Origin of the sequence: Citrobacter sp. Cpo012, assembly GCF_030333015.1 — a bacterium.
Lineage (GTDB): Bacteria > Pseudomonadota > Gammaproteobacteria > Enterobacterales > Enterobacteriaceae > Citrobacter > Citrobacter portucalensis.
In genome coordinates, this window is the sequence record NZ_JAOWGR010000033.1 from 93,459 (window position 1) to 115,820 (window position 22,362).

Here is a 22,362-nt window from a genome sequence, read left to right on the forward strand (position 1 = left end):
AAAACCCTGGGGCTTGCTCCGGGGTTTTTCTTATCTGCATATTCAAGATTTTACCAGGGATAAAACTATGAAACTCTTTGCTCAGGGTTCTTCACTGGATCTCAGCCATCCGCACGTCATGGGGATTTTGAACGTCACGCCAGACTCATTTTCCGATGGTGGAGCGCACAACTCTCTGGTTGAGGCGGTAAAACACGCAAACCTGATGATTAACGCCGGGGCGACTATCATTGATGTGGGCGGTGAGTCCACGCGTCCGGGCGCGGCTGATGTGAGTGTGGAAGAAGAGTTGCAGCGAGTGATCCCAGTGGTCGAGGCGATTGCTCAGCGTTTTGAAGTGTGGATTTCGGTCGATACCTCAAAACCCGAAGTGATTCGCGAATGCGCCAGAGTTGGCGCGCATATCATCAATGATATTCGCTCACTCTCGGAGCCTGGAGCGCTGGAAGCCGCAGCGGAGACCGGATTGCCGGTTTGCCTGATGCATATGCAGGGGCAGCCGAAAACCATGCAGGAAGCGCCAAAGTATGAGGATGTTTTTGCTGAGGTAAACCGTTACTTTGTTGAGCAAATAGCACGTTGCGAGCGGGCTGGAATCACAAAAGATAAATTGTTGCTCGACCCCGGATTCGGATTCGGTAAAAATCTCACTCACAACTACACATTACTGGCACGTTTGTCTGAGTTTCATCATTTTAATCTGCCATTGCTGGTTGGGATGTCACGAAAATCAATGGTTGGCCAGTTACTGAATGTGGGGCCATCTGAACGCCTGAGCGGTAGCCTTGCGTGCGCGGTGATTGCCGCAATGCAGGGGGCGCAGATCGTTCGTGTCCATGACGTCAAAGAAACCGTAGAAGCGATGCGTGTGGTGGAAGCCACATTGTCTGCAAAGGAAAAAAAACGCTATGAGTAATCGTAAATATTTTGGCACTGATGGGATCCGCGGTCGCGTAGGCGATGCCCCAATTACACCTGACTTTGTGCTCAAGCTGGGCTGGGCTGCAGGGAAAGTGCTTGCTCGTCATGGTTCACGTAAAATTATTATCGGTAAAGATACGCGTATTTCCGGCTATATGCTGGAGTCTGCGCTGGAAGCGGGCCTGGCTGCCGCCGGACTCTCAGCCTCATTCACAGGGCCAATGCCAACACCCGCCGTTGCGTATCTGACGCGCGCCTTCCGTGCTGAGGCCGGGATTGTTATCTCCGCTTCGCACAACCCGTACTATGACAACGGGATTAAATTCTTCTCTACCGACGGGACTAAACTGCCGGATGCAGTGGAAGAAGCCATTGAAGCCGAGATGGAAAAAGCGATCACCTGCGTGGATTCCGCTGAACTGGGTAAAGCCACGCGTATCGTTGATGCTGCCGGTCGCTATATCGAGTTTTGCAAAGGCACCTTCCCGAACGAACTGAGTCTGAATGAGCTTAAAATTGTGGTGGATTGCGCTAACGGTGCGACGTACCACATTGCGCCAAATGTACTGCGTGAACTGGGTGCAAACGTGATTGCCATTGGCTGTGAGCCAAACGGTGTGAATATCAATGAAGAAGTCGGCGCCACCGACGTCCGTGCCCTGCAGGCGCGCGTGATTGCGGAAAAAGCCGATCTGGGTATTGCACTGGATGGCGATGGCGACCGCGTCATTATGGTTGATCACGAAGGTAATAAGGTCGATGGCGATCAGATCATGTACATCATCGCCCGTGAAGCCCTGCGTCAGGGTCAGCTGCGCGGTGGCGCGGTAGGTACGCTGATGAGCAACATGGGCCTCGAGCTGGCGCTGAAACAGCTGGGTATTCCGTTTGCCCGTGCAAAAGTTGGCGACCGTTATGTGCTGGAGAAAATGCAGGAAAAAGGCTGGCGTATCGGTGCCGAAAACTCAGGTCATGTGATCCTGCTGGACAAAACCACCACTGGTGACGGTATCGTGGCGGGTCTGCAGGTGCTGGCGGCGATGGTACGCAACCATATGAGCTTGCACGACCTGTGCAGCGGCATGAAAATGTTCCCACAGCTGCTGGTTAACGTACGATACACAGCAGGTAGCGGCGATCCACTGGAACATGAAAACGTGAAAGCGGTGATGGCGGAAGTGGAAGCGGCGCTGGGTAACCGTGGACGCGTCCTGCTGCGTAAGTCTGGTACCGAACCGTTAATTCGTGTGATGGTTGAAGGTGAAGACGAAGCGCAGGTGACTGAATTCGCCCACCGTATTGCCGATGCTGTGAAAGCGGCGTAATTCCGAAGAAAGTGAAAGCCGGAGTCTGAGACTCCGGCTTTTTTTTACTGTACGGCAAGCTGCTGTTTACGTCGGCGCAGCCAGAAGTAACCACCGACCATCAGTAGCACAAGGACTGCCAGCCACGGCAGAACCGCCAGCAGATGTCCAGACCGGGCAAAGGTTAGCGCAATCATCAGTAGCCAACCGCCCAGCATCGGAATCGCGGTACGCTTAACAATATCCACAGGCGAGACGCCTGCAATCCCTGCGATAGCAATGATGACGCCAGCAATAGGCGATAACGTACGACCAATACCCGCCGAGATCTGGATAGGCAACATCATGACAGCGATATCGCTACCGATATGACGGCTGATGTCCGGCACCATGGGTGCGAAGGAGAAAAATGCCGCATTCCCGGAGCCCATCAGCGCTGAAATTGCGAAGGTGATCAGGGTCATCAGCAGGATAATCGAGGCGGCGCTGAGGCCAAATTCACCGGAAAGTGACAACAGTGCGTCAACGGCACCAATGGCTTTCAGTCCGGCGGAAAAGACTTCACCGGCGATAATCAGTGTCACGACGGTGGCAAAAACGCTGCCCATGCTGTCGAAAACCTTTTGTACGCCAGCCATCACCTCGCGCGCCTTGCGATGACGGCAGTACTCACAAACCAGCGTAATAGCGAGGCTTATCAGTACGGCGGTATCCAGCGTGATCTTGAGAGAGCTGAATACTAAATCGCTGCACACCAGCATCAATACCAGCGGCAGCATGGGCAGAAACAGCCAGGCGATAGGTGCGTCGGCTTCATCAGTCGCCGTTAATGTCTGCATTTGCTGAGCTGCATTGTCGCCACTTTCCCGACGGTCAAAAAAGCGTTGCACAACAATATGCAGCAGGGCGATGAAAAGAATGACGGGCACAACGATCGGCAACTGATCCTGCACGAAATAGTTCACGACCTCGATGCCTGCGGTTTTGGCGGCGAGAACAGAGTTGCCGGAGCCGGGGCCAAACTCAACCGCACAGGTACTGGCGATAACGGCGGCAACCGCGGCGCGGCTACAGCCAAGACGGGTAAGCAGCGGGTAAAGCGTCGCCATCAGCAGCAGACCCAATCCGGTGGCGCTGCTGATAAACAGCGACAGGAATTGACCCAATAGCAGTGCCAGCCCCAGCAGCAGATATGGCGAGTTCAGCCGTTGCAAAGGACGAGACGTCACCCGAACCAGTACCTGGCTTGCGCCAATGGCTGACATGTAGGTGGCAAAACCACCAATCAGCATAATTTGCAGTCCGAGGCCGCCGAGACGCACGCTCAGGGTATCGCGAATAAACTCAAAGGCGTCAAAGGGGCCAAATCCGGTGCTCTTTTTCACCAGGCCACTGAGTGAGGTCATTCCGCTAAAATGCGCGATAAGCAACAGCACAATCCCGGTCAATAACAGTACCGACTGGGGGTGATATTTTTTGAGGATCAGACGTCCGGCAAAAATGATGGCGATTAGCGCCAGTAGCAATGACATTCTTGCCCCCTTACTCGAAGTTGCCGGTAACCAGGCACTCGCCATCCCGCAGCAACGGTTTACCCGCGGCAAACAGATGGGCCAGCGAGAGGTCATCATTGAGTACACAGATATCGGCACGTTCCCCGGCGCAGAGCACGCCCCCGGAAATACCCAGCGAGCGCGCAACGTTTGCCGTCAGCATCGCGATGGCCTGTGGCACCGGAATCCCGACATCAATCAGGCGAGGAAGCAGGTTAAGATTGCCTGCGACCGGTGCCGCGCTTAAACCTTCAACGATACCCTGAGCGTTAAAGCGCGGAACGCTGCCATTGCCGTCAGAACTGATCGTGATGCGCTCCGCCGGAACCTGTGCTTCGAGTGCGTGGAGAATCGCTTGCTCCTGAGGCATAAAACGACTGCCACCGGACGTAACATCGATATGGCCGCCGCGATGGGCGAAAGCAATCGCCTGTTCGAACAAGGGCTCAGTTCTCGCAACATGCGTCGGTGAAATATGGTGAATCGGAATACCCGCATCACACAGCTCAATAAGTTGCGACATCCCTTCCGGCAGATTCCCCAGGTGCACATGCAGCAAGCCCTTTTTCCCAGCCAGCAGGGAAGCGACGCGAATATCGCTCACTATCCTCAGCAACTCCTGGAAAGAGGGGTAAGAACCGCGGTGATCGGCGAGGGCGATTTTTACACCAAGAATTGCCGGAATGAAGGCCATATCATCGCGGATGGATCGCGTAATGGTTGGGCTGGGAACGGCGTAGGCTCCCGTGTGCATAAACGCGCGTAATCCCTCAAGGTTGAGAGACTGCATTTTTGCGTAGAGGTCTTTGGGGGAACGAGAAATGGCATCGGTGCCTAACACGCCAACCACCGTGGTAATACCTGCCTGAATCAGGTCGCGCAGCTTGACGGCGGGCGTCCGACTGGCAAATCCGGCTTCACCACCGCCACCGGTAAGATGAACATGCTGATCGATGATACCAGGGATAACCCATTTACCCCGACAATCGATGACCTCGTTGATGCCATCAAACAATGAAATATCTTTTTCTACCGCCACAATTCGGTCGGCATGAATGAGCAGGGAGCAGAGGCCTAAATCCTCAGGAGAAAAAACACGGGCATTGGTCAATAAAGTAAACATAGCGGTCCTGTCAAACGTCGAGGGTGAGAGTCGGCAGGTGAAACGAAATATTGTTGTTATGATGCCCACCATAAAGCCATTACTATAACTATGACTATTACCGATTTGTTATTGGAGGATGCGGTTATGGCATGGCGGAGAGCACAACGTGGATTGTAAGTGGCTGGAAGATTTTCTGGCCTTGAGCCAGCATGGAAACTACTCTCAGGCCGCGGCGCAGCGGCATATTACTCAACCTGCGCTGAGTCGGCGTATAAAGGCCCTGGAAGAGGTGCTGGGCGTACCTTTGTTTGACCGGACAACGACCCCCGTCACGTTGACGCGCTATGGTGAACGCTTTGAACCTTATGCCCGGCACGTTCTCAGCACGTTAAGAGAGGCAAGCCATGAGCTGTCGGCGATGACGCCAGCAACGGATAACACGCTGGTGATGGTTAGCCTGCATACGCTGTCGGTGAATATCCTGCCGGATATGATCAACTACCTGCGACAGAGTGAGCCGCAGTTAAACTTTACGGTAAACGCCAGTATCCAGGGGATAGACAACCACTTCAATGCCCTGATGAACCGGCAAATTGATTTACTGGTAACCTACGATTTACCGTCTGCCCAGCCGGGGCTGGAGATCGCCGGAGGGTTAAAACGTTCCCTATGGCGGTATGAGCGATTTATACCGGTTATTTCCGCCCAGTTGGCTGATGCGCTTAATGATCCGCATGCTCCGATTCCGTGGCTATGCTATAGCGACTACACCTTTGTCAGACGTATTATTGAGTCGGCAGAACAACGCGTCCGCCCACGGCTAAAAAAAGTATTTGAGAGTGGTTTAAGCGAAACGATACGAGAAATGGTACTGCGCCATATGGGAATGGCCTGGTTACCTGAATCGATGGTGGCGGAAGAGTTGGTGAATCAGCAAATTATTCACTGCTGGCCAGAAAATACAGACCTGATTTGTGAAATCCCCGTTGTGGTATGGGCGAATCTTGAAGATCAACGTGCCGTTATGCAGAGATGCTGGGAGAAGTTGCTGCGTTTTTGATTGATATGGCGATTTTTTCCGCAGTTGATACAATGCTAACAAATTGCCCTTGCGAAGGTTATTCGCTTTGGTTAGTATTCACACCCGCTTCAGTGGGAAACAGTAAATATTCCCGCTTTAATGGTCGAAGCATTGTACGCGGCAACTCCGCAAGGAACAGGTTGATTATGCACGAAGCTCTTTTAGTAGTTTTCCTTATTGTGGCAATTGGCCTGGTAGGCTTGATCATGCTGCAGCAAGGCAAAGGCGCTGATATGGGAGCCTCTTTTGGCGCAGGCGCTTCTGGTACTCTGTTTGGTTCAAGTGGTTCTGGTAACTTCATGACCCGTATGACAGCTGTATTGGGAACCTTGTTCTTCATCATCAGTCTGGTGCTGGGTAACATGAACAGCAATAAGACCAATAAAGGAAGTGAGTGGGAAAATCTGAGCGCACCGGCGAAAACCGAGCAAACTCAGCCAGCTGCTCCGGCTCAACCGACCAGCGATATCCCACGCTAAGTATTCTGTACCGAGGTGGTGGAATTGGTAGACACGCTACCTTGAGGTGGTAGTGCCCTAACGGGCTTGTGGGTTCGAGTCCCATCCTCGGTACCAAATTCCAAAAAAAAGACGCTGCAAAGCGTCTTTTTTTTCGTCTGTTATTTGTGGCTATCCTGTAGGTCGGATAAGGCGTTAACGCCGCCATCCGACATTATTACAACGCCTGATGGCGCTACGCTTATCAGGCCTACAGACATCCTATATTCCGCGCATAAAAAAGGCCGCTTTCGCGGCCTTAAGATAGTGAATCTTTACTTCGCCTTATTTTCCAGATTCTCAACCTGCGGCAGGCCGGTTGCGGAAGAGGCTGTCAGTAGGCCAGACTGCGCATAGCCGAACAGCTTCTCGCGGGTATCGGTGATATCCAGATTACGCATGGTCAACTGACCGATACGGTCATCCGGAGAGAATACGGAGTCGCCTTTTTCCATCGTCAGACGTTCTGGTTTGTACGTCAGATTGTCAGACACGGTGTTGAGGATTGAGTAGTCATTACCACGACGCAGTTCCAGCGTGACTTCGCCGGTAATCTGGCTGGCAACCCAACGCTGCAGACCGTCACGCAGCATCAGCGCCTGAGAGTCGAACCAGCGGCCCTGATACAGCAGACGACCCAGCTGGCGACCGTGCGCGTGATACTGCTCGATGGTATCCTCGTTGTGAATACCGGTCAGCAGACGCTCGTAGGCGATATGCAGCAATGCCATCCCCGGGGCTTCGTAGATGCCACGGCTCTTCGCTTCAATGATACGGTTTTCAATCTGATCGCTCATACCCAGACCGTGACGGCCGCCGATACGGTTGGCTTCCAGCATCATCTCAACGTCGTCGCTGAAGGTTTTACCGTTAAGAGCAACCGGATGACCCTGTTCAAAACGCACGGTCACTTCTTCTGCCGGGATCTTCACGCTCTCATCCCAGAACTTCACGCCCATAATCGGGTTGACGATTTTGACGCTGGAATTCAGGAATTCCAGATCTTTTGCTTCGTGAGTCGCGCCGAGCATATTGGAGTCTGTTGAGTACGCTTTCTCAACGGACATCTTGTAGTCGAAACCACAGGCAATCATAAATTCGGACATCTCATGGCGACCGCCGAGTTCATCGATAAAATCGGTATCCAGCCATGGTTTGTAAATCTGCAGTTCGGCGTTGGTCAGCAGACCGTAACGATAGAAACGTTCAATATCGTTACCTTTATAGGTGCTACCGTCACCCCAGATATTTACGCCATCTTCTTTCATGGCGGCAACCAGCATGGTGCCGGTCACGGCACGGCCCAGCGGGGTGGTATTGAAGTAGGTCAGTCCGCCGGTGGTGTTGTGGAATGCACCGCACTGAATGGCAGCGATCCCTTCGGCAACCAGCTGCTTACGGCAATCTACCAGGCGAGCATTCTCAGCACCATATTCCATTGCACGGCGAGGAATGGCGTCATAGTCATCCTCATCCGGCTGGCCCAAATTCGCAGTATATGCATATGGGACAGCCCCTTTTTGTCGCATCCACAGCAGTGCTGCGCTGGTGTCAAGGCCGCCGGAAAAAGCGATACCAATACGTTGACCTACCGGGAGATGCTTGAGAATCGTCGTCATAAAATAAAACCCTGCTTGATAGACTGGTGAAGAGGTCGGCTTATTACACTAATTGCATTTTTATGCAAAATAAATGAGTTTTCATTTAATCATCTTTTCTGGATGACAGGAAGAGTTTAGTGAGAATTTCGTTAAATAACGGCGTGGGCGGCATATTTATCTTGCTGGGCTAGCGCTGGGCAGCATTCATTGATTTGCATAGTCGTAACAAGGTTGACATAACGCATAGTGAATCAATATACTGTGCGCAGATTTTACGTCCCGTCTCGGTACCAAATCCCAGCAGTATTTGCATTTTTTACCCAAAACGAGTAAAATTTGCCACGTTTCAGGCGCGGGGTGGAGCAGCCTGGTAGCTCGTCGGGCTCATAACCCGAAGGTCGTCGGTTCAAATCCGGCCCCCGCAACCACTTTCCCTTAGAGTTCTTTTTCAAATATACTGTGAAGACTTAGGCCTTCGTAGCTGGATTTGAAAAAAATTCTTTCGGAAGGTTCTCCGAACCGCAGGTGCGGTTATAGGGTTCAGTTATCTAAAGCCCCGATTTATCGGGGTTTTTTGTTATCTGACTACAGAATAACTGGGCTTTAGGCCCTTTTTTTATGTCTTGGGGGTGGGCTTGTCCACATTAGAGCAAAAATTAACAGAGATGATTACAGCGCCAGTTGAAGCCCTGGGCTACGAACTGGTCGGCATCGAATTTATTCGTGGTCGCACATCCACACTGCGCATCTATATTGATAGTGAAGATGGCATCAATGTTGATGATTGTGCTGATGTGAGCCATCAGGTAAGCGCCGTGATGGATGTCGAAGACCCAATCACCGTTGCCTATAACCTGGAAGTCTCCTCTCCGGGTCTCGACCGTCCTCTGTTCACAGCTGAACACTACGTGCGTTTCCTGGGTGAAGAAGTCACGCTGGTTCTTCGTATGGCGGTACAAAACCGTCGTAAATGGCAGGGCGTTATCAAAGCGGTGGACGGTGAGATGATCACGGTCACAGTCGAAGGCAAAGATGAAGTGTTCGCGCTGAGTAATATCCAGAAGGCGAACCTGGTTCCCCACTTTTAACAGTCTGGATTGAGGTGAAAAGCCCGCGATGAACAAAGAAATTTTGGCTGTTGTTGAAGCCGTATCCAACGAAAAAGCGCTGCCACGCGAGAAAATTTTTGAAGCGCTGGAAAGTGCGCTGGCTACAGCAACAAAGAAAAAATATGAGCAAGAGATCGACGTTCGCGTAGAAATCGATCGTAAAAGCGGTGATTTCGATACTTTCCGTCGTTGGGTAATCGTAGAAGAAGTTACTCAGCCGACCAAAGAAATTACGCTGGAAGCGGCACGCTTCGAAGACGAAAGTCTGAACGTGGGCGAATATGTTGAAGATCAGATTGAATCTGTCACCTTTGACCGTATCACTACCCAGACCGCGAAGCAGGTTATTGTACAGAAAGTACGTGAAGCTGAACGCGCAATGGTTGTTGATCAGTTCCGCGAACACGAAGGCGAAATCGTCACCGGTGTGGTGAAGAAAGTAAACCGCGACAACATTTCTCTGGATCTGGGCAGCAATGCTGAAGCTGTGATCCTGCGTGAAGACATGCTGCCGCGTGAAAACTTCCGCCCTGGTGACCGTATTCGTGGTGTTCTGTACTCAGTTCGCCCGGAAGCGCGCGGTGCACAGCTGTTCGTAACCCGTTCCAAGCCGGAAATGCTGATTGAGCTGTTCCGCATTGAAGTGCCGGAAATCGGCGAAGAAGTTATCGAAATTAAAGCGGCTGCTCGCGATCCGGGATCGCGCGCGAAAATCGCCGTTAAGACCAACGACAAGCGTATTGATCCGGTCGGCGCCTGTGTTGGTATGCGCGGTGCGCGCGTTCAGGCGGTTTCTACCGAACTGGGCGGCGAGCGTATCGATATCGTCCTGTGGGATGATAACCCGGCGCAGTTCGTGATTAACGCAATGGCGCCAGCAGACGTCGCTTCTATCGTGGTGGATGAAGACAAACACACCATGGATATCGCGGTTGAAGCCGGTAACCTGGCTCAGGCGATTGGACGTAATGGTCAGAACGTCCGCCTGGCTTCACAACTGAGCGGTTGGGAACTCAACGTGATGACCGTTGATGACCTGCAAGCGAAGCATCAGGCTGAAGCACATGCAGCCATCGATACCTTCACCAAATATCTCGATATCGATGAAGATTTCGCGACTGTTCTGGTGGAAGAAGGTTTTGCGACGCTGGAAGAACTGGCCTACGTGCCAATGAAAGAACTGCTGGAAATTGACGGCCTGGATGAACAGACCGTTGAAGCGCTGCGCGAGCGTGCTAAAAACGCACTGACCACTCTGGCACTGGCCCAGGAAGAAAGCCTCGGTGATAACAAACCGGCTGACGATCTGCTGAATCTGGAAGGATTGGATCGTGAGATGGCCTTCAAACTGGCGGCCCGTGGTGTTTGTACGCTGGAAGATCTCGCTGAACAGGGCATTGATGATCTGGCTGATATCGAAGGGTTGACCGACGAAAAAGCCGGTGAGCTGATTATGGCTGCCCGTAATATTTGCTGGTTCGGCGACGAAGCGTAATAAACTGTAGCAGGAAGGAACAGTATGACAGATGTAACCGTAAAAACGCTGGCTGCAGAGATACAGACTTCCGTAGATCGCCTGGTACAGCAATTTGCTGATGCCGGTATCCCGAAGTCTGCTGACGACTCTGTGTCCGCACAAGAGAAACAAACCTTACTGGCGCATTTGAACCGTGAAAACGGCTCAGCGCCGGATAAGTTGACATTGCAGCGTAAAACGCGCAGTACTCTCAATATTCCAGGTACCGGTGGAAAAAGCAAATCGGTACAAATCGAAGTCCGCAAGACACGCACCTTTGTGAAACGCGATCCGCAAGAGGCTGAACGCCTTGCCGCGGAAGAGCAGGCGCAGCGTGAAGCGGAAGAGCAAGCCCGTCGTGAGGCAGAAGAAGCTGCCAAACGCGAGGCGCAACAAAAAGCCGAACGTGAGGCCGCAGAACAAGCTAAGCGTGAAGCCGCTGATAAAGCGAAACGTGAAGCTGCGGAAAAAGACAAAGTGAGCAATCAACAGACCGACGATATGACTAAAACCGCCCAGGCCGAAAAAGCCCGCCGTGAAAATGAAGCCGCAGAACTGAAGCGTAAAGCGGAAGAAGAAGCACGTCGCAAGCTTGAAGAAGAAGCGCGCCGCGTAGCGGAAGAAGCTCGCCGTATGGCGGAAGAAAACGAGAAAAATGGTGTGAATAACGCTGAACCTGTCGAAGACACCAGTGATTATCACGTCACCACCTCTCAGCATGCTCGCCAGGCTGAAGACGAGAACGATCGTGAAGTTGAAGGCGGTCGTGGTCGTACTCGCAGCACTAAAGCAGCGCGTCCGGCGAAGAAAGGTAACAAACACGCTGAATCTAAAGCTGACCGTGAAGAAGCACGTGCAGCGGTTCGCGGCGGTAAAGGCGGTAAGCAGCGTAAAGGTTCCGCTCTGCAGCAGGGCTTCCAGAAGCCAGCTCAGGCCGTTAACCGTGACGTTGTGATCGGCGAAACCATCACCGTTGGCGATCTGGCGAACAAGATGGCGGTCAAAGGCTCTCAGGTCATCAAAGCAATGATGAAACTGGGCGCAATGGCGACCATCAACCAGGTCATCGACCAGGAAACCGCACAGCTGGTTGCCGAAGAGATGGGCCACAAAGTTATCCTGCGTCGTGAAAACGAGCTGGAAGAAGCAGTAATGAGCGACCGTGACACCGGCGCTGCGGCAGAACCGCGCGCACCGGTAGTGACCATCATGGGTCACGTTGACCACGGTAAAACGTCTCTGCTGGACTACATTCGTTCAACGAAAGTGGCCTCTGGCGAAGCGGGCGGCATTACTCAGCACATCGGTGCGTACCACGTTGAAACTGACAACGGTATGATCACCTTCCTGGACACCCCGGGTCACGCCGCGTTTACCTCCATGCGTGCTCGTGGTGCTCAGGCAACGGATATCGTTGTTCTGGTTGTTGCAGCAGACGACGGCGTGATGCCGCAGACTATCGAAGCTATCCAGCACGCGAAAGCGGCAGGTGTGCCGGTAGTTGTTGCAGTCAACAAAATCGATAAACCGGAAGCGGATCCAGATCGCGTTAAAAACGAACTGTCCCAGTACGGCATCATGCCGGAAGAGTGGGGCGGCGAGAGCCAGTTCGTTCACGTTTCTGCGAAAGCGGGTACCGGTATCGACGAACTGCTGGATGCTATCCTGCTGCAAGCCGAAGTACTGGAACTGAAAGCTATCCGTAAAGGTATGGCGAGCGGTGCGGTTATCGAATCCTTCCTGGATAAAGGTCGTGGCCCGGTCGCTACCGTCCTGGTTCGCGAAGGTACCCTGAACAAGGGCGATATCGTTCTGTGTGGCTTCGAATACGGCCGCGTTCGTGCGATGCGTAACGAACTGGGTCAGGAAGTACTGGAAGCAGGTCCGTCCATTCCGGTGGAAATCCTCGGTCTGTCCGGTGTTCCGGCTGCGGGTGACGAAGTTACTGTTGTTCGTGACGAGAAGAAAGCGCGTGAAGTTGCACTGTACCGTCAGGGCAAATTCCGTGAAGTTAAACTGGCTCGTCAGCAGAAATCTAAACTTGAGAACATGTTCGCCAACATGACCGAAGGCGAAGTTCACGAAGTGAACATCGTGCTGAAGGCTGACGTACAGGGTTCTGTAGAAGCGATTTCCGACTCTTTACTGAAACTGTCTACCGACGAAGTAAAAGTGAAGATCATCGGTTCTGGCGTAGGTGGTATCACCGAAACCGACGCGACCCTGGCTGCGGCATCCAACGCGATTCTGGTTGGCTTCAACGTACGTGCTGATGCCTCTGCACGTAAAGTTATCGAATCAGAAAGCCTGGATCTGCGTTACTACTCCGTCATCTATCATCTGATCGACGAAGTGAAAGCAGCGATGAGCGGCATGCTGTCTCCGGAACTGAAACAGCAGATCATTGGTCTGGCTGAAGTTCGTGATGTGTTCAAATCACCGAAATTCGGCGCTATCGCAGGCTGTATGGTTACCGAAGGCACGATTAAACGTCACAACCCAATCCGCGTACTGCGCGACAACGTGGTTATCTATGAAGGCGAGCTGGAATCCCTGCGCCGCTTCAAAGATGACGTCAACGAAGTCCGTAACGGTATGGAATGTGGTATCGGCGTTAAGAACTACAACGACGTTCGCGTTGGCGATATGATCGAAGTGTTCGAGATCATCGAGATCAAACGTACAATTGCTTAAGGTTGTTCGGGTGTAGGCCGGATAAGGCGTTTACGCCGACATCCGGCAATGTAATGCCTGATGGCGCTACGCTTATCAGGCCTACAGCCTAATCACCGAATTATTTTCAAAAGGGGCTGAATGCCCCTTTTTTGTCTGGAGAATTTATTATGGCGAAAGAATTTGGTCGCCCGCAGCGTGTCGCGCAGGAGATGCAGAAAGAAATCGCACTCATCCTGCAACGCGAAATCAAAGACCCGCGTGTTGGCATGATGACCACCGTATCGGGTGTTGAGATGTCCCGTGATCTGGCATATGCCAAAGTATTCGTGACTTTCCTCAACGATCAGGACGAAGCTGCCGTGAAAAACGGCATTAAGGCACTGCAGGAAGCCTCTGGTTTTATCCGCTCTCTGCTGGGTAAAGCAATGCGTCTGCGTATCGTGCCTGAGCTGACCTTCTTCTACGACAACTCGTTGGTTGAAGGGATGCGCATGTCCAACCTGGTGACCAGCGTGGTGAAACATGACGATGAGCGTCGTGTGAACCCAGCGGACGACAGCAAGGAGGACTGATGAGTCGTCCTCGTCGTCGTGGTCGCGATATTCATGGTGTCCTGCTGCTGGATAAGCCGCAGGGTATGTCCAGCAATGACGTGCTGCAAAAAGTAAAACGCATCTACAATGCCAACCGCGCGGGACATACCGGCGCGTTGGATCCGCTGGCGACAGGCATGCTGCCTATCTGCCTTGGTGAAGCGACAAAGTTTTCACAGTATTTGCTGGATTCTGACAAACGCTATCGCGTGGTTGCCCGTCTGGGCCAGCGTACTGACACTTCCGATGCCGATGGGCAGATCGTGCAGGAGCGTCCGGTAACCTTCACCGCAGAACAACTGGCGAGCGCGCTGGAGACTTTCCGCGGCGATATCGAGCAGATTCCGTCGATGTATTCGGCGCTGAAGTATCAGGGTAAGAAGCTGTACGAATATGCGCGTCAGGGCATTGAAGTGCCGCGTGAAGCGCGCCCGATTACCGTCTATGAGCTGCTGTTTATCCGTCATGAAGGTAACGAACTGGAGCTGGAAGTTCACTGCTCCAAAGGCACCTATATTCGTACCATCGTTGACGATCTCGGTGAGAAGCTGGGCTGCGGCGCGCACGTAACGTATCTGCGTCGTCTGACGGTCAGCAAGTATCCGGTGGATCGTATGGTCACGCTGGAACACCTGCGTGAGCTGGTCGAACAGGCAGAACAGCAGAACATTCCGGCGGCTCAACTGCTTGATCCTTTGCTGATGCCAATGGACAGTCCGGCATCGGACTATCCTGTTGTTAATTTGCCTTTAACATCGTCGGTTTACTTTAAAAATGGTAATCCGGTACGGACGACAGGCGCCCCGCTGGAAGGGCTGGTACGTGTGACGGAAGGCGATGACGACAAGTTTATTGGCATGGGGGAGATGGACGATGAAGGTCGTGTCGCCCCCCGCCGCCTGGTGGTTGAGTATCCTGCATAGCGCTCTCTGTCTTGCGATAAAAGGGCGCTGCGAGTAGAATACTGCCGCTTAACGTCGCGTGAATTGTTTAACAATCTGCGTGGCGTATACACAAAATCATTCGAGCTGCATCAAGGCGGCAAGTCTGAGGATCCTCAGGAGCTTACTTAGGTAAGTGATTGAGGTGAGCGGACGCAGCCAACGCAGAGTCAGTTTGAAGGATAAAGTGTATACACTGGGATAGCTGAATTAGAGATCGGCATCCTTTCATTCTTATCACTTTGGAGTTTTAAAATGTCTCTAAGTACTGAAGCTACCGCTAAAATCGTTTCTGAGTTTGGTCGTGATGCAAACGACACCGGTTCTACCGATGTTCAGGTTGCTCTGTTGACTGCACAGATTAACCACCTGCAGGGCCACTTTGCAGAGCACAAAAAAGATCACCACAGCCGTCGTGGTCTGCTGCGCATGGTTTCTCAGCGTCGTAAACTGCTCGACTACCTGAAACGTAAAGATGTTGCACGTTACACCGCGCTGATCGAGCGTCTGGGCCTGCGTCGCTAATTCTTTCGAGTTTCAGAAAGAGGGGGCCTTCATGGCCCCTTTTTTCCAGCAGATGGCAGCAATTCGCTGGAAACTAATGTATTGTTGCTATGAATGATCTTCCGTTGCAGAGGTTCGCGCGGCTAATGAGAGGCTTTACTCATGCTTATGGGTTAGGGTTGTCATTAGTCGCGAGGATGCGCAGAAGATCGGGTATTAACGATGGCGCAAAAATGTGCCGTCAAAAAATAGAGAAAGGATATTATTTTGCTTAATCCGATCGTTCGTAAATTCCAGTACGGTCAGCATACCGTTACGCTGGAAACCGGCATGATGGCGCGTCAGGCGACTGCCGCTGTTATGGTTAGCATGGATGACACCGCGGTATTCGTTACCGTTGTTGGTCAGAAAAAAGCGAAACCAGGCCAGGACTTTTTCCCGCTGACCGTTAACTATCAGGAGCGTACCTACGCTGCTGGCCGTATCCCGGGTAGCTTCTTCCGTCGTGAAGGCCGTCCGAGCGAAGGCGAAACCCTGATCGCGCGTCTGATTGACCGCCCGGTTCGCCCGCTGTTCCCGGAAGGCTTCGTTAACGAAGTTCAGGTTATCGCGACCGTTGTTTCCGTTAACCCGCAGGTTAACCCGGACATCGTGGCAATGATTGGTGCATCTGCTGCGCTGACTCTGTCTGGTATCCCATTCAACGGCCCGATCGGTGCTGCACGTGTTGGTTACATCAATGACCAGTACGTACTGAACCCGACTCAGGACGAACTGAAAGAAAGCAAGCTGGACCTGGTTGTTGCAGGTACTGAAGCAGCCGTACTGATGGTTGAATCCGAAGCTGAACTGCTGAGCGAAGATCAGATGCTGGGCGCTGTTGTGTTCGGTCACGAACAGCAGCAGGTTGTGATTCAGGCGATCAACGAGCTGGCGAAAGAAGCTGGCAAACCGCGTTGGGACTGGCAGCCAGAAGCCGTCAACGAAGCGCTGAACGCACGCGTTGCCGCACTGGCAGAAGCTCGCCTGAGCGATGCTTACCGTATCACTGACAAACAAGAGCGTTATGCTCAGGTTGACGTGATCAAATCTGAAACCATCGCGACTCTGGTGGCTGAAGACGAAACCCTGGACGCTAACGAACTGGGTGAAATCCTGCACGCTATCGAGAAAAATGTTGTTCGTAGCCGCGTACTGGCAGGCGAGCCGCGCATCGATGGCCGTGAAAAAGACATGATCCGTGGCCTGGACGTGCGTACTGGCGTTCTGCCTCGTACCCACGGTTCCGCACTGTTCACCCGTGGCGAAACTCAGGCGCTGGTTACTGCGACCCTGGGCACCACGCGTGATGCGCAGAACCTCGACGAACTGATGGGCGAGCGTACTGACAACTTCCTGTTCCACTACAACTTCCCTCCGTACTGCGTAGGTGAAACCGGTATGGTCGGTTCTCCGAAGCGTCGTGAGATTGGTCACGGCCGTCTGGCGAAGCGTGGCGTACTGGCAGTAATGCCGGAACTGGATAAATTCCCGTACACCGTACGTGTGGTTTCTGAAATCACCGAATCTAACGGTTCTTCTTCCATGGCTTCCGTATGTGGTGCTTCCCTGGCGCTGATGGACGCAGGCGTGCCGATCAAAGCAGCCGTTGCGGGTATCGCGATGGGTCTGGTGAAAGAAGGCGACAACTTTGTTGTTCTGTCTGACATCCTGGGCGACGAAGACCACCTGGGCGATATGGACTTCAAAGTGGCGGGTTCCCGCGACGGTATCTCTGCACTGCAGATGGATATCAAAATTGAAGGTATCACCAAAGAAATCATGCAGGTTGCGCTGAACCAGGCTAAAGGTGCGCGTCTGCACATCCTGGGTGTGATGGAACAAGCGATCAACGCTCCGCGTGGCGATATTTCTCAGTTCGCTCCGCGTATCCACACTATCAAGATCAGCCCGGACAAGATCAAAGACGTTATCGGTAAAGGCGGTTCTGTTATCCGTGCTCTGACCGAAGAAACCGGCACCACCATTGAAATCGAAGATGATGGTACCGTGAAGATTGCTGCGACCGACGGTGAGAAAGCGAAATATGCTATCCGTCGTATCGAAGAGATCACCGCAGAGATCGAAGTAGGCCGTATCTACAATGGTAAAGTGACCCGTATCGTTGACTTTGGCGCATTCGTTGCCATCGGTGGCGGTAAAGAAGGTCTGGTACACATCTCTCAGATCGCTGACAAGCGCGTTGAGAAAGTGACCGACTACCTGCAGATGGGCCAGGAAGTACCGGTCAAAGTTCTGGAAGTTGATCGCCAGGGCCGTGTACGTCTGAGCATTAAAGAAGCAACTGAGCAGTCTCAGCCTGCAGGCGAACCGGAAGCTCCGGCAAGCCAGGGCGAGTAAGGTTGCCATTGCCCTCCGTGAAAGCGGAGGGCCTTTAACCCGGCAGGATGCCTTGTTAGCAACCGGGGGAACCTGGACGTTCATTCAATCGTTGTCTTCGGGAGTGGGAAATGAAGCCTTTTTTGCGCTGGTGTTTCGTTGCGACAGCACTCACGCTGGCTGGATGCAGTAATTCCGCCTGGCGAAAGAGTGAAGTCCTCGCAGTACCATTGCAACCGACTTTGCAGCAGGAAGTGATTCTGGCACGTATGGAACAAATTCTTGCCAGTCGGGCTTTAACCGATGACGAACGCGCACAGCTTTTATATGAGCGCGGAGTGTTGTATGATAGTCTCGGTCTGAGGGCATTGGCGCGAAATGATTTTTCACAAGCGCTGGCAATCCGACCAGATATGCCTGAAGTATTCAATTACTTAGGTATATATTTAACGCAGGCAGGCAATTTTGATGCTGCCTATGAAGCGTTTGATTCTGTACTTGAGCTTGATCCAACTTACAACTACGCGCACTTAAATCGCGGTATCGCATTGTATTACGGCGGTCGCGACAAGTTAGCGCAAGATGATCTGCTAGCGTTTTATCAAGACGATCCCAATGATCCTTTCCGTAGTCTGTGGCTTTATCTTGCCGAGCAGAAGCTCGATGAGAAGCAGGCTAAAGAAGCGTTGAAGCAACGCTTTGAGAAATCGGATAAAGAGCAATGGGGATGGAACATTGTCGAGTTCTACCTGGGCAACATTAGCGAAGCAACGCTGATGGAACGCCTGAAGGCGGACGCAACGGATAACACCTCGCTCGCTGAGCATCTCAGTGAAACCAACTTCTATTTAGGTAAGTACTACCTAAGTCTGGGGGATTTGGACAACGCTACGGCATTGTTCAAACTGGCGGTGGCTAACAACGTTCATAACTTTGTTGAGCACCGATACGCATTGTTGGAATTATCGCTCCTGGGCCAGGACCAAGATGACCTGGCAGAATCGGACCAGCAATAGCTGACGTACACATCAGCCCGTAATCTTTTTTGATTGCCATCACCTTCACGGGTGAGGGCGTTGTTGTTCGTTAATACACCTACTTTGAGCCGGTTCACACTTTTCAATGAAAATTGCAGATCAATTTCATGATGAGTTATGTAGACTGGCCGCCATTAATTTTGAGGCACACGTACTACATGGCTGAATTCGAAACCACTTTTGCAGATCTGGGCCTGAAGGCTCCTATCCTTGAAGCCCTTAACGATCTGGGTTACGAAAAACCATCTCCAATCCAGGCAGAGTGCATTCCGCATCTGCTGGGCGGCCGCGATGTTCTGGGTATGGCCCAGACAGGTAGCGGCAAAACCGCAGCGTTCTCTTTACCGCTGCTCAACAATCTTGATCCTGAGCTGAAGGCACCTCAGATTCTGGTGCTGGCACCGACCCGCGAACTGGCGGTTCAGGTAGCAGAAGCCATGACGGATTTCTCTAAACATATGCGCGGCGTGAACGTGGTTGCCCTGTACGGCGGCCAGCGTTATGACGTGCAATTACGTGCCCTGCGTCAGGGGCCACAGATCGTCGTCGGTACGCCGGGTCGTCTGCTGGATCACCTGAAGCGCGGTACTCTGGACCTCTCCAAACTGAGCGGTCTGGTACTGGACGAAGCTGACGAAATGCTGCGTATGGGCTTCATCGAAGACGTTGAAACCATCATGGCACAGATCCCGGAAGGTCATCAGACCGCTCTGTTCTCTGCAACCATGCCGGAAGCGATTCGTCGTATTACCCGCCGCTTTATGAAAGAGCCGCAGGAAGTACGTATTCAGTCCAGCGTAACTACCCGTCCTGACATCAGCCAGAGCTACTGGACTGTGTGGGGCATGCGTAAAAATGAAGCGCTGGTGCGTTTCCTGGAAGCGGAAGACTTTGATGCGGCGATTATCTTCGTACGTACCAAAAATGCGACCCTGGAAGTAGCAGAAGCGCTGGAGCGTAGCGGTTATAGCAGCGCTGCACTGAACGGCGACATGAACCAGTCCCTGCGTGAGCAGACTCTGGAGCGTCTGAAAGATGGCCGTCTGGATATTCTGATTGCAACCGACGTTGCGGCCCGTGGCCTGGACGTTGAGCGTATCAGCCTGGTTGTCAACTACGACATCCCGATGGATTCCGAGTCTTACGTTCACCGTATCGGCCGTACCGGTCGTGCGGGTCGTGCGGGTCGTGCGCTGCTGTTCGTTGAGAACCGCGAGCGTCGTCTGCTGCGTAACATCGAACGCACCATGAAGCTGACTATTCCGGAAGTAGAACTGCCGAACGCAGATCTGCTGGGCAAACGCCGTCTGGAAAAATTCGCTGCTAAAGTTCAGCAGCAGCTGGAAAGCAGCGATCTGGATCAGTACCGTGCTCTGCTGGCGAAAATGCAGCCGGAAGAAGAGCTGGATATCGAAACGCTGGCAGCTGCACTGCTGAAAATGGCTCAGGGCGAACGTCCTCTGATCCTGCCGCCAGATGCGCCGATGCGTCCGAAACGCGAATTCCGCGACCGTGATGACCGTGGTCCGCGCGACCGCAACGATCGTGGCCCTCGTGACCGTAATGACCGTGGTGGTGAAGACCGTCCGCGTCGTGAACGTCGTGATGTTGGCGACATGCAGCTGTACCGCATTGAAGTGGGCCGTGATGACGGTGTTGAAGTTCGTCATATCGTTGGTGCGATTGCTAACGAAGGTGATATCAGCAGCCGTTACATCGGTAACATCAAGCTGTTTGCTTCCCACTCCACCATCGAACTGCCGAAAGGTATGCCGGGCGACGTGCTGCAGCACTTTACCCGTACTCGCATCCTGAACAAGCCGATGAACATGCAGCTGGTTGGCGATGCAGTTCCGCACACTGGTGGTGAGCGTCGTGGCGGTGGTCGTTTCAGCGGTGAGCGTCGTGAAGGTGGTCGCGGTGAAGGTCGTAACTTTAGCGGTGAACGTCGTGAAGGCGGTCGTGGCGATGGTCGTCGTTTCAGTGGCGAACGTCGTGAAGGCAACCGTGGTCCGCGTCGTGACGATTCTTCTGCTCCGCGTCGTGATGACTCTGCTGGTCGTCGTCGTTTCGGCGGTGATGCATAAGCCTTTTAGCTTTATAGCTGTAAAGTAAAATATACGGCCCCGATCTCAACAATCGGGGCTTTTTTTATTTCAATTGTACTCGTGTACTGGTACAGTGCAGCACATTGAGATGTAGTCACAATATAAATGACTGGAGAGATGGCTAAATGGCAACACTAACCACCACCCAAACGTCACCTTCGCTGCTCGGCGGCGTGGTGATCATCGGCGGCACCATTATTGGCGCGGGGATGTTTTCCCTGCCAGTGGTCATGTCCGGGGCGTGGTTCTTCTGGTCAATGGCAGCGCTGATCTTCACCTGGTTCTGCATGCTGCACTCCGGGCTGATGATCCTTGAAGCTAACCTCAATTACCGTATTGGCTCCAGTTTCGACACCATCACGAAAGATCTGCTGGGCAAAGGCTGGAACGTGGTGAACGGCATCTCGATTGCTTTCGTTCTCTATATTCTGACCTACGCGTATATCTCGGCGAGCGGTTCGATCCTGCATCACACCTTCTCGGAGATGTCGTTGAACGTTCCGGCGCGTGCGGCAGGTCTTGGCTTTGCGTTGCTGGTGGCGTTTGTGGTGTGGTTAAGTACCAAAGCGGTTAGCCGCATGACGGCAATTGTGCTGGGCGCAAAGGTGATTACCTTTTTCCTGACCTTCGGCAGCTTATTGGGACACGTTCAGCCCACAACGTTGTTTAACGTGGCGGAAAGCAATGCTTCGTATACGCCGTACCTGCTGATGACGCTGCCGTTCTGTCTGGCCTCATTCGGCTATCACGGCAACGTCCCGAGCCTGATGAAGTATTACGGCAAAGATCCGAAGACCATCGTTAAGTGTCTGGTGTACGGCACGCTGCTGGCGCTGGTGCTGTATACCGTGTGGTTGCTGGGGACGATGGGTAATATTCCGCGTCCGGAGTTTATCGGTATTGCGCAGCAGGGCGGTAACATTGATGTGCTGGTACAGGCGCTGAGCGGCGTATTGAACAGCCGCAGTCTGGATCTGCTGCTGGTGGTGTTCTCCAACTTTGCGGTGGCGAGTTCATTCCTCGGCGTTACGCTCGGTCTGTTTGACTATCTGGCGGATCTGTTTGGCTTTGATGACTCGGCAATGGGACGTTTCAAAACGGCATTGCTGACGTTTGTCCCACCAATTATCGGTGGCTTGCTGTGGCCGAACGGTTTCCTGTACGCCATTGGTTATGCAGGACTCGCGGCAACCATCTGGGCCGCCATTGTTCCGGCGCTGCTGGCACGTAAATCCCGCGAGCGTTTCGGTAGCCCGAAATTCCGTGTCTGGGGCGGTAAGCCGATGATTGCGCTGATCCTGGTATTCGGTATCGGCAACGCGGTTATCCATATTCTGTCGAGCGTGAATCTGTTGCCTGTTTATCAGTAACTTTGTTGTGCCGGATGGCGGCTACGCCTTATCCGGCCTACAGGGTCAAGTAGGCCCGGTAAGCGAA

General features: G+C 52.9%; 18 protein-coding genes and 2 tRNA genes. 17 read left to right on the plus strand and 3 right to left on the minus strand.

Going from position 1 to position 22,362, the window contains the following annotated elements:
• Nucleotides 1–67: 67 nt before the first annotated feature.
• On the plus strand, nucleotides 68–916 hold the full coding sequence (gene folP / locus OGX90_RS04740; protein ID WP_048225717.1) for a dihydropteroate synthase: 849 nt from the start codon (nucleotides 68–70) through the stop codon (nucleotides 914–916).
• On the plus strand, nucleotides 909–2,246 hold the full coding sequence (glmM, locus tag OGX90_RS04745; RefSeq protein ID WP_008785919.1) for a phosphoglucosamine mutase: 1,338 nt from the start codon (nucleotides 909–911) through the stop codon (nucleotides 2,244–2,246). The genes folP and glmM overlap by 8 nt, the downstream gene beginning before the upstream one ends.
• Before the next feature lie 44 nt (nucleotides 2,247–2,290).
• Here glmM and dcuC read toward each other — a convergent pair whose 3' ends face one another.
• On the minus strand, nucleotides 2,291–3,757 hold the full coding sequence (gene dcuC / locus OGX90_RS04750) for a C4-dicarboxylate transporter DcuC (protein WP_286623258.1): 1,467 nt from the start codon (nucleotides 3,755–3,757) through the stop codon (nucleotides 2,291–2,293).
• Between the two features lie 10 nt (nucleotides 3,758–3,767).
• Entirely contained in the window at nucleotides 3,768–4,901 is a 1,134-nt protein-coding gene (gene iadA / locus OGX90_RS04755; RefSeq protein ID WP_063941608.1) for a beta-aspartyl-peptidase, read from the minus strand.
• 148 nt (nucleotides 4,902–5,049) lie between these two features.
• Between iadA and OGX90_RS04760 the strand changes: the two genes are divergently transcribed.
• From OGX90_RS04760 to OGX90_RS04770, 3 genes are all read left to right on the plus strand, one after another.
• Complete coding sequence (locus OGX90_RS04760) at nucleotides 5,050–5,943, plus strand: LysR family transcriptional regulator (protein WP_103014950.1); 894 nt, start codon at nucleotides 5,050–5,052, stop codon at nucleotides 5,941–5,943.
• 167 nt (nucleotides 5,944–6,110) lie between these two features.
• Nucleotides 6,111–6,443 (plus strand): preprotein translocase subunit SecG, encoded by a 333-nt coding sequence (gene secG / locus OGX90_RS04765; RefSeq protein WP_003025000.1) that lies wholly within the window; start codon nucleotides 6,111–6,113, stop codon nucleotides 6,441–6,443.
• Between the two features lie 9 nt (nucleotides 6,444–6,452).
• Nucleotides 6,453–6,539, plus strand: a tRNA-Leu gene (locus OGX90_RS04770).
• A 197-nt stretch (nucleotides 6,540–6,736) separates the two neighbouring features.
• On the opposite strand, the gene argG is transcribed toward OGX90_RS04770, so the two are convergent.
• Complete coding sequence (gene argG, locus OGX90_RS04775) at nucleotides 6,737–8,080, minus strand: argininosuccinate synthase (protein WP_005131837.1); 1,344 nt, start codon at nucleotides 8,078–8,080, stop codon at nucleotides 6,737–6,739.
• A gap of 333 nt (nucleotides 8,081–8,413) precedes the next feature.
• Here argG and OGX90_RS04780 point away from each other — a divergent pair.
• The 12 genes from OGX90_RS04780 to mtr all read left to right on the plus strand — a co-directional run bounded on the left by OGX90_RS04780 (nucleotide 8,414) and on the right by mtr (nucleotide 22,295).
• A tRNA-Met gene (locus OGX90_RS04780) sits at nucleotides 8,414–8,490 on the plus strand.
• Nucleotides 8,491–8,697: 207 nt separating this feature from the next.
• Entirely contained in the window at nucleotides 8,698–9,150 is a 453-nt protein-coding gene (rimP, locus tag OGX90_RS04785) for a ribosome maturation factor RimP (RefSeq protein WP_003024996.1), read from the plus strand.
• A gap of 28 nt (nucleotides 9,151–9,178) precedes the next feature.
• Nucleotides 9,179–10,666, plus strand: coding sequence for a transcription termination factor NusA (nusA, locus tag OGX90_RS04790; RefSeq protein ID WP_003024992.1), 1,488 nt, complete (start codon nucleotides 9,179–9,181; stop codon nucleotides 10,664–10,666).
• Between the two features lie 24 nt (nucleotides 10,667–10,690).
• A complete protein-coding gene (infB, locus tag OGX90_RS04795; RefSeq protein WP_032945099.1) occupies nucleotides 10,691–13,381 on the plus strand; it encodes a translation initiation factor IF-2 in 2,691 nt (896 codons plus the stop codon).
• 149 nt (nucleotides 13,382–13,530) lie between these two features.
• Nucleotides 13,531–13,935 (plus strand): 30S ribosome-binding factor RbfA, encoded by a 405-nt coding sequence (gene rbfA, locus OGX90_RS04800; RefSeq protein ID WP_003024988.1) that lies wholly within the window; start codon nucleotides 13,531–13,533, stop codon nucleotides 13,933–13,935.
• Nucleotides 13,935–14,879 (plus strand): tRNA pseudouridine(55) synthase TruB, encoded by a 945-nt coding sequence (truB, locus tag OGX90_RS04805; RefSeq protein WP_048225707.1) that lies wholly within the window; start codon nucleotides 13,935–13,937, stop codon nucleotides 14,877–14,879. Before rbfA ends, truB begins: the two co-directional genes overlap by 1 nt.
• 273 nt (nucleotides 14,880–15,152) lie before the next feature.
• Nucleotides 15,153–15,422 carry a 30S ribosomal protein S15 gene (rpsO, locus tag OGX90_RS04810; RefSeq protein WP_000059465.1) on the plus strand — a complete coding sequence of 90 codons (270 nt, stop codon included), beginning with the start codon at nucleotides 15,153–15,155 and terminating at the stop codon, nucleotides 15,420–15,422.
• A gap of 246 nt (nucleotides 15,423–15,668) precedes the next feature.
• Nucleotides 15,669–17,801 carry a polyribonucleotide nucleotidyltransferase gene (gene pnp / locus OGX90_RS04815; protein ID WP_008785911.1) on the plus strand — a complete coding sequence of 711 codons (2,133 nt, stop codon included), beginning with the start codon at nucleotides 15,669–15,671 and terminating at the stop codon, nucleotides 17,799–17,801.
• Nucleotides 17,802–17,911: 110 nt separating this feature from the next.
• Nucleotides 17,912–18,796 carry a lipoprotein NlpI gene (nlpI, locus tag OGX90_RS04820; RefSeq protein WP_003024982.1) on the plus strand — a complete coding sequence of 295 codons (885 nt, stop codon included), beginning with the start codon at nucleotides 17,912–17,914 and terminating at the stop codon, nucleotides 18,794–18,796.
• Nucleotides 18,797–18,902: 106 nt separating this feature from the next.
• Nucleotides 18,903–18,983, plus strand: coding sequence for a protein YrbN (gene yrbN, locus OGX90_RS04825; RefSeq protein ID WP_010723222.1), 81 nt, complete (start codon nucleotides 18,903–18,905; stop codon nucleotides 18,981–18,983).
• Complete coding sequence (locus tag OGX90_RS04830; protein ID WP_003828643.1) at nucleotides 18,976–20,904, plus strand: DEAD/DEAH family ATP-dependent RNA helicase; 1,929 nt, start codon at nucleotides 18,976–18,978, stop codon at nucleotides 20,902–20,904. Before yrbN ends, OGX90_RS04830 begins: the two co-directional genes overlap by 8 nt.
• A 146-nt stretch (nucleotides 20,905–21,050) precedes the next feature.
• The gene (gene mtr, locus OGX90_RS04835) at nucleotides 21,051–22,295 is read left to right on the plus strand and encodes a tryptophan permease (RefSeq protein WP_003828642.1); all 1,245 of its coding nucleotides are present in this window, start codon (nucleotides 21,051–21,053) and stop codon (nucleotides 22,293–22,295) included.
• The last annotated feature ends 67 nt before the right edge of the window (nucleotides 22,296–22,362 follow it).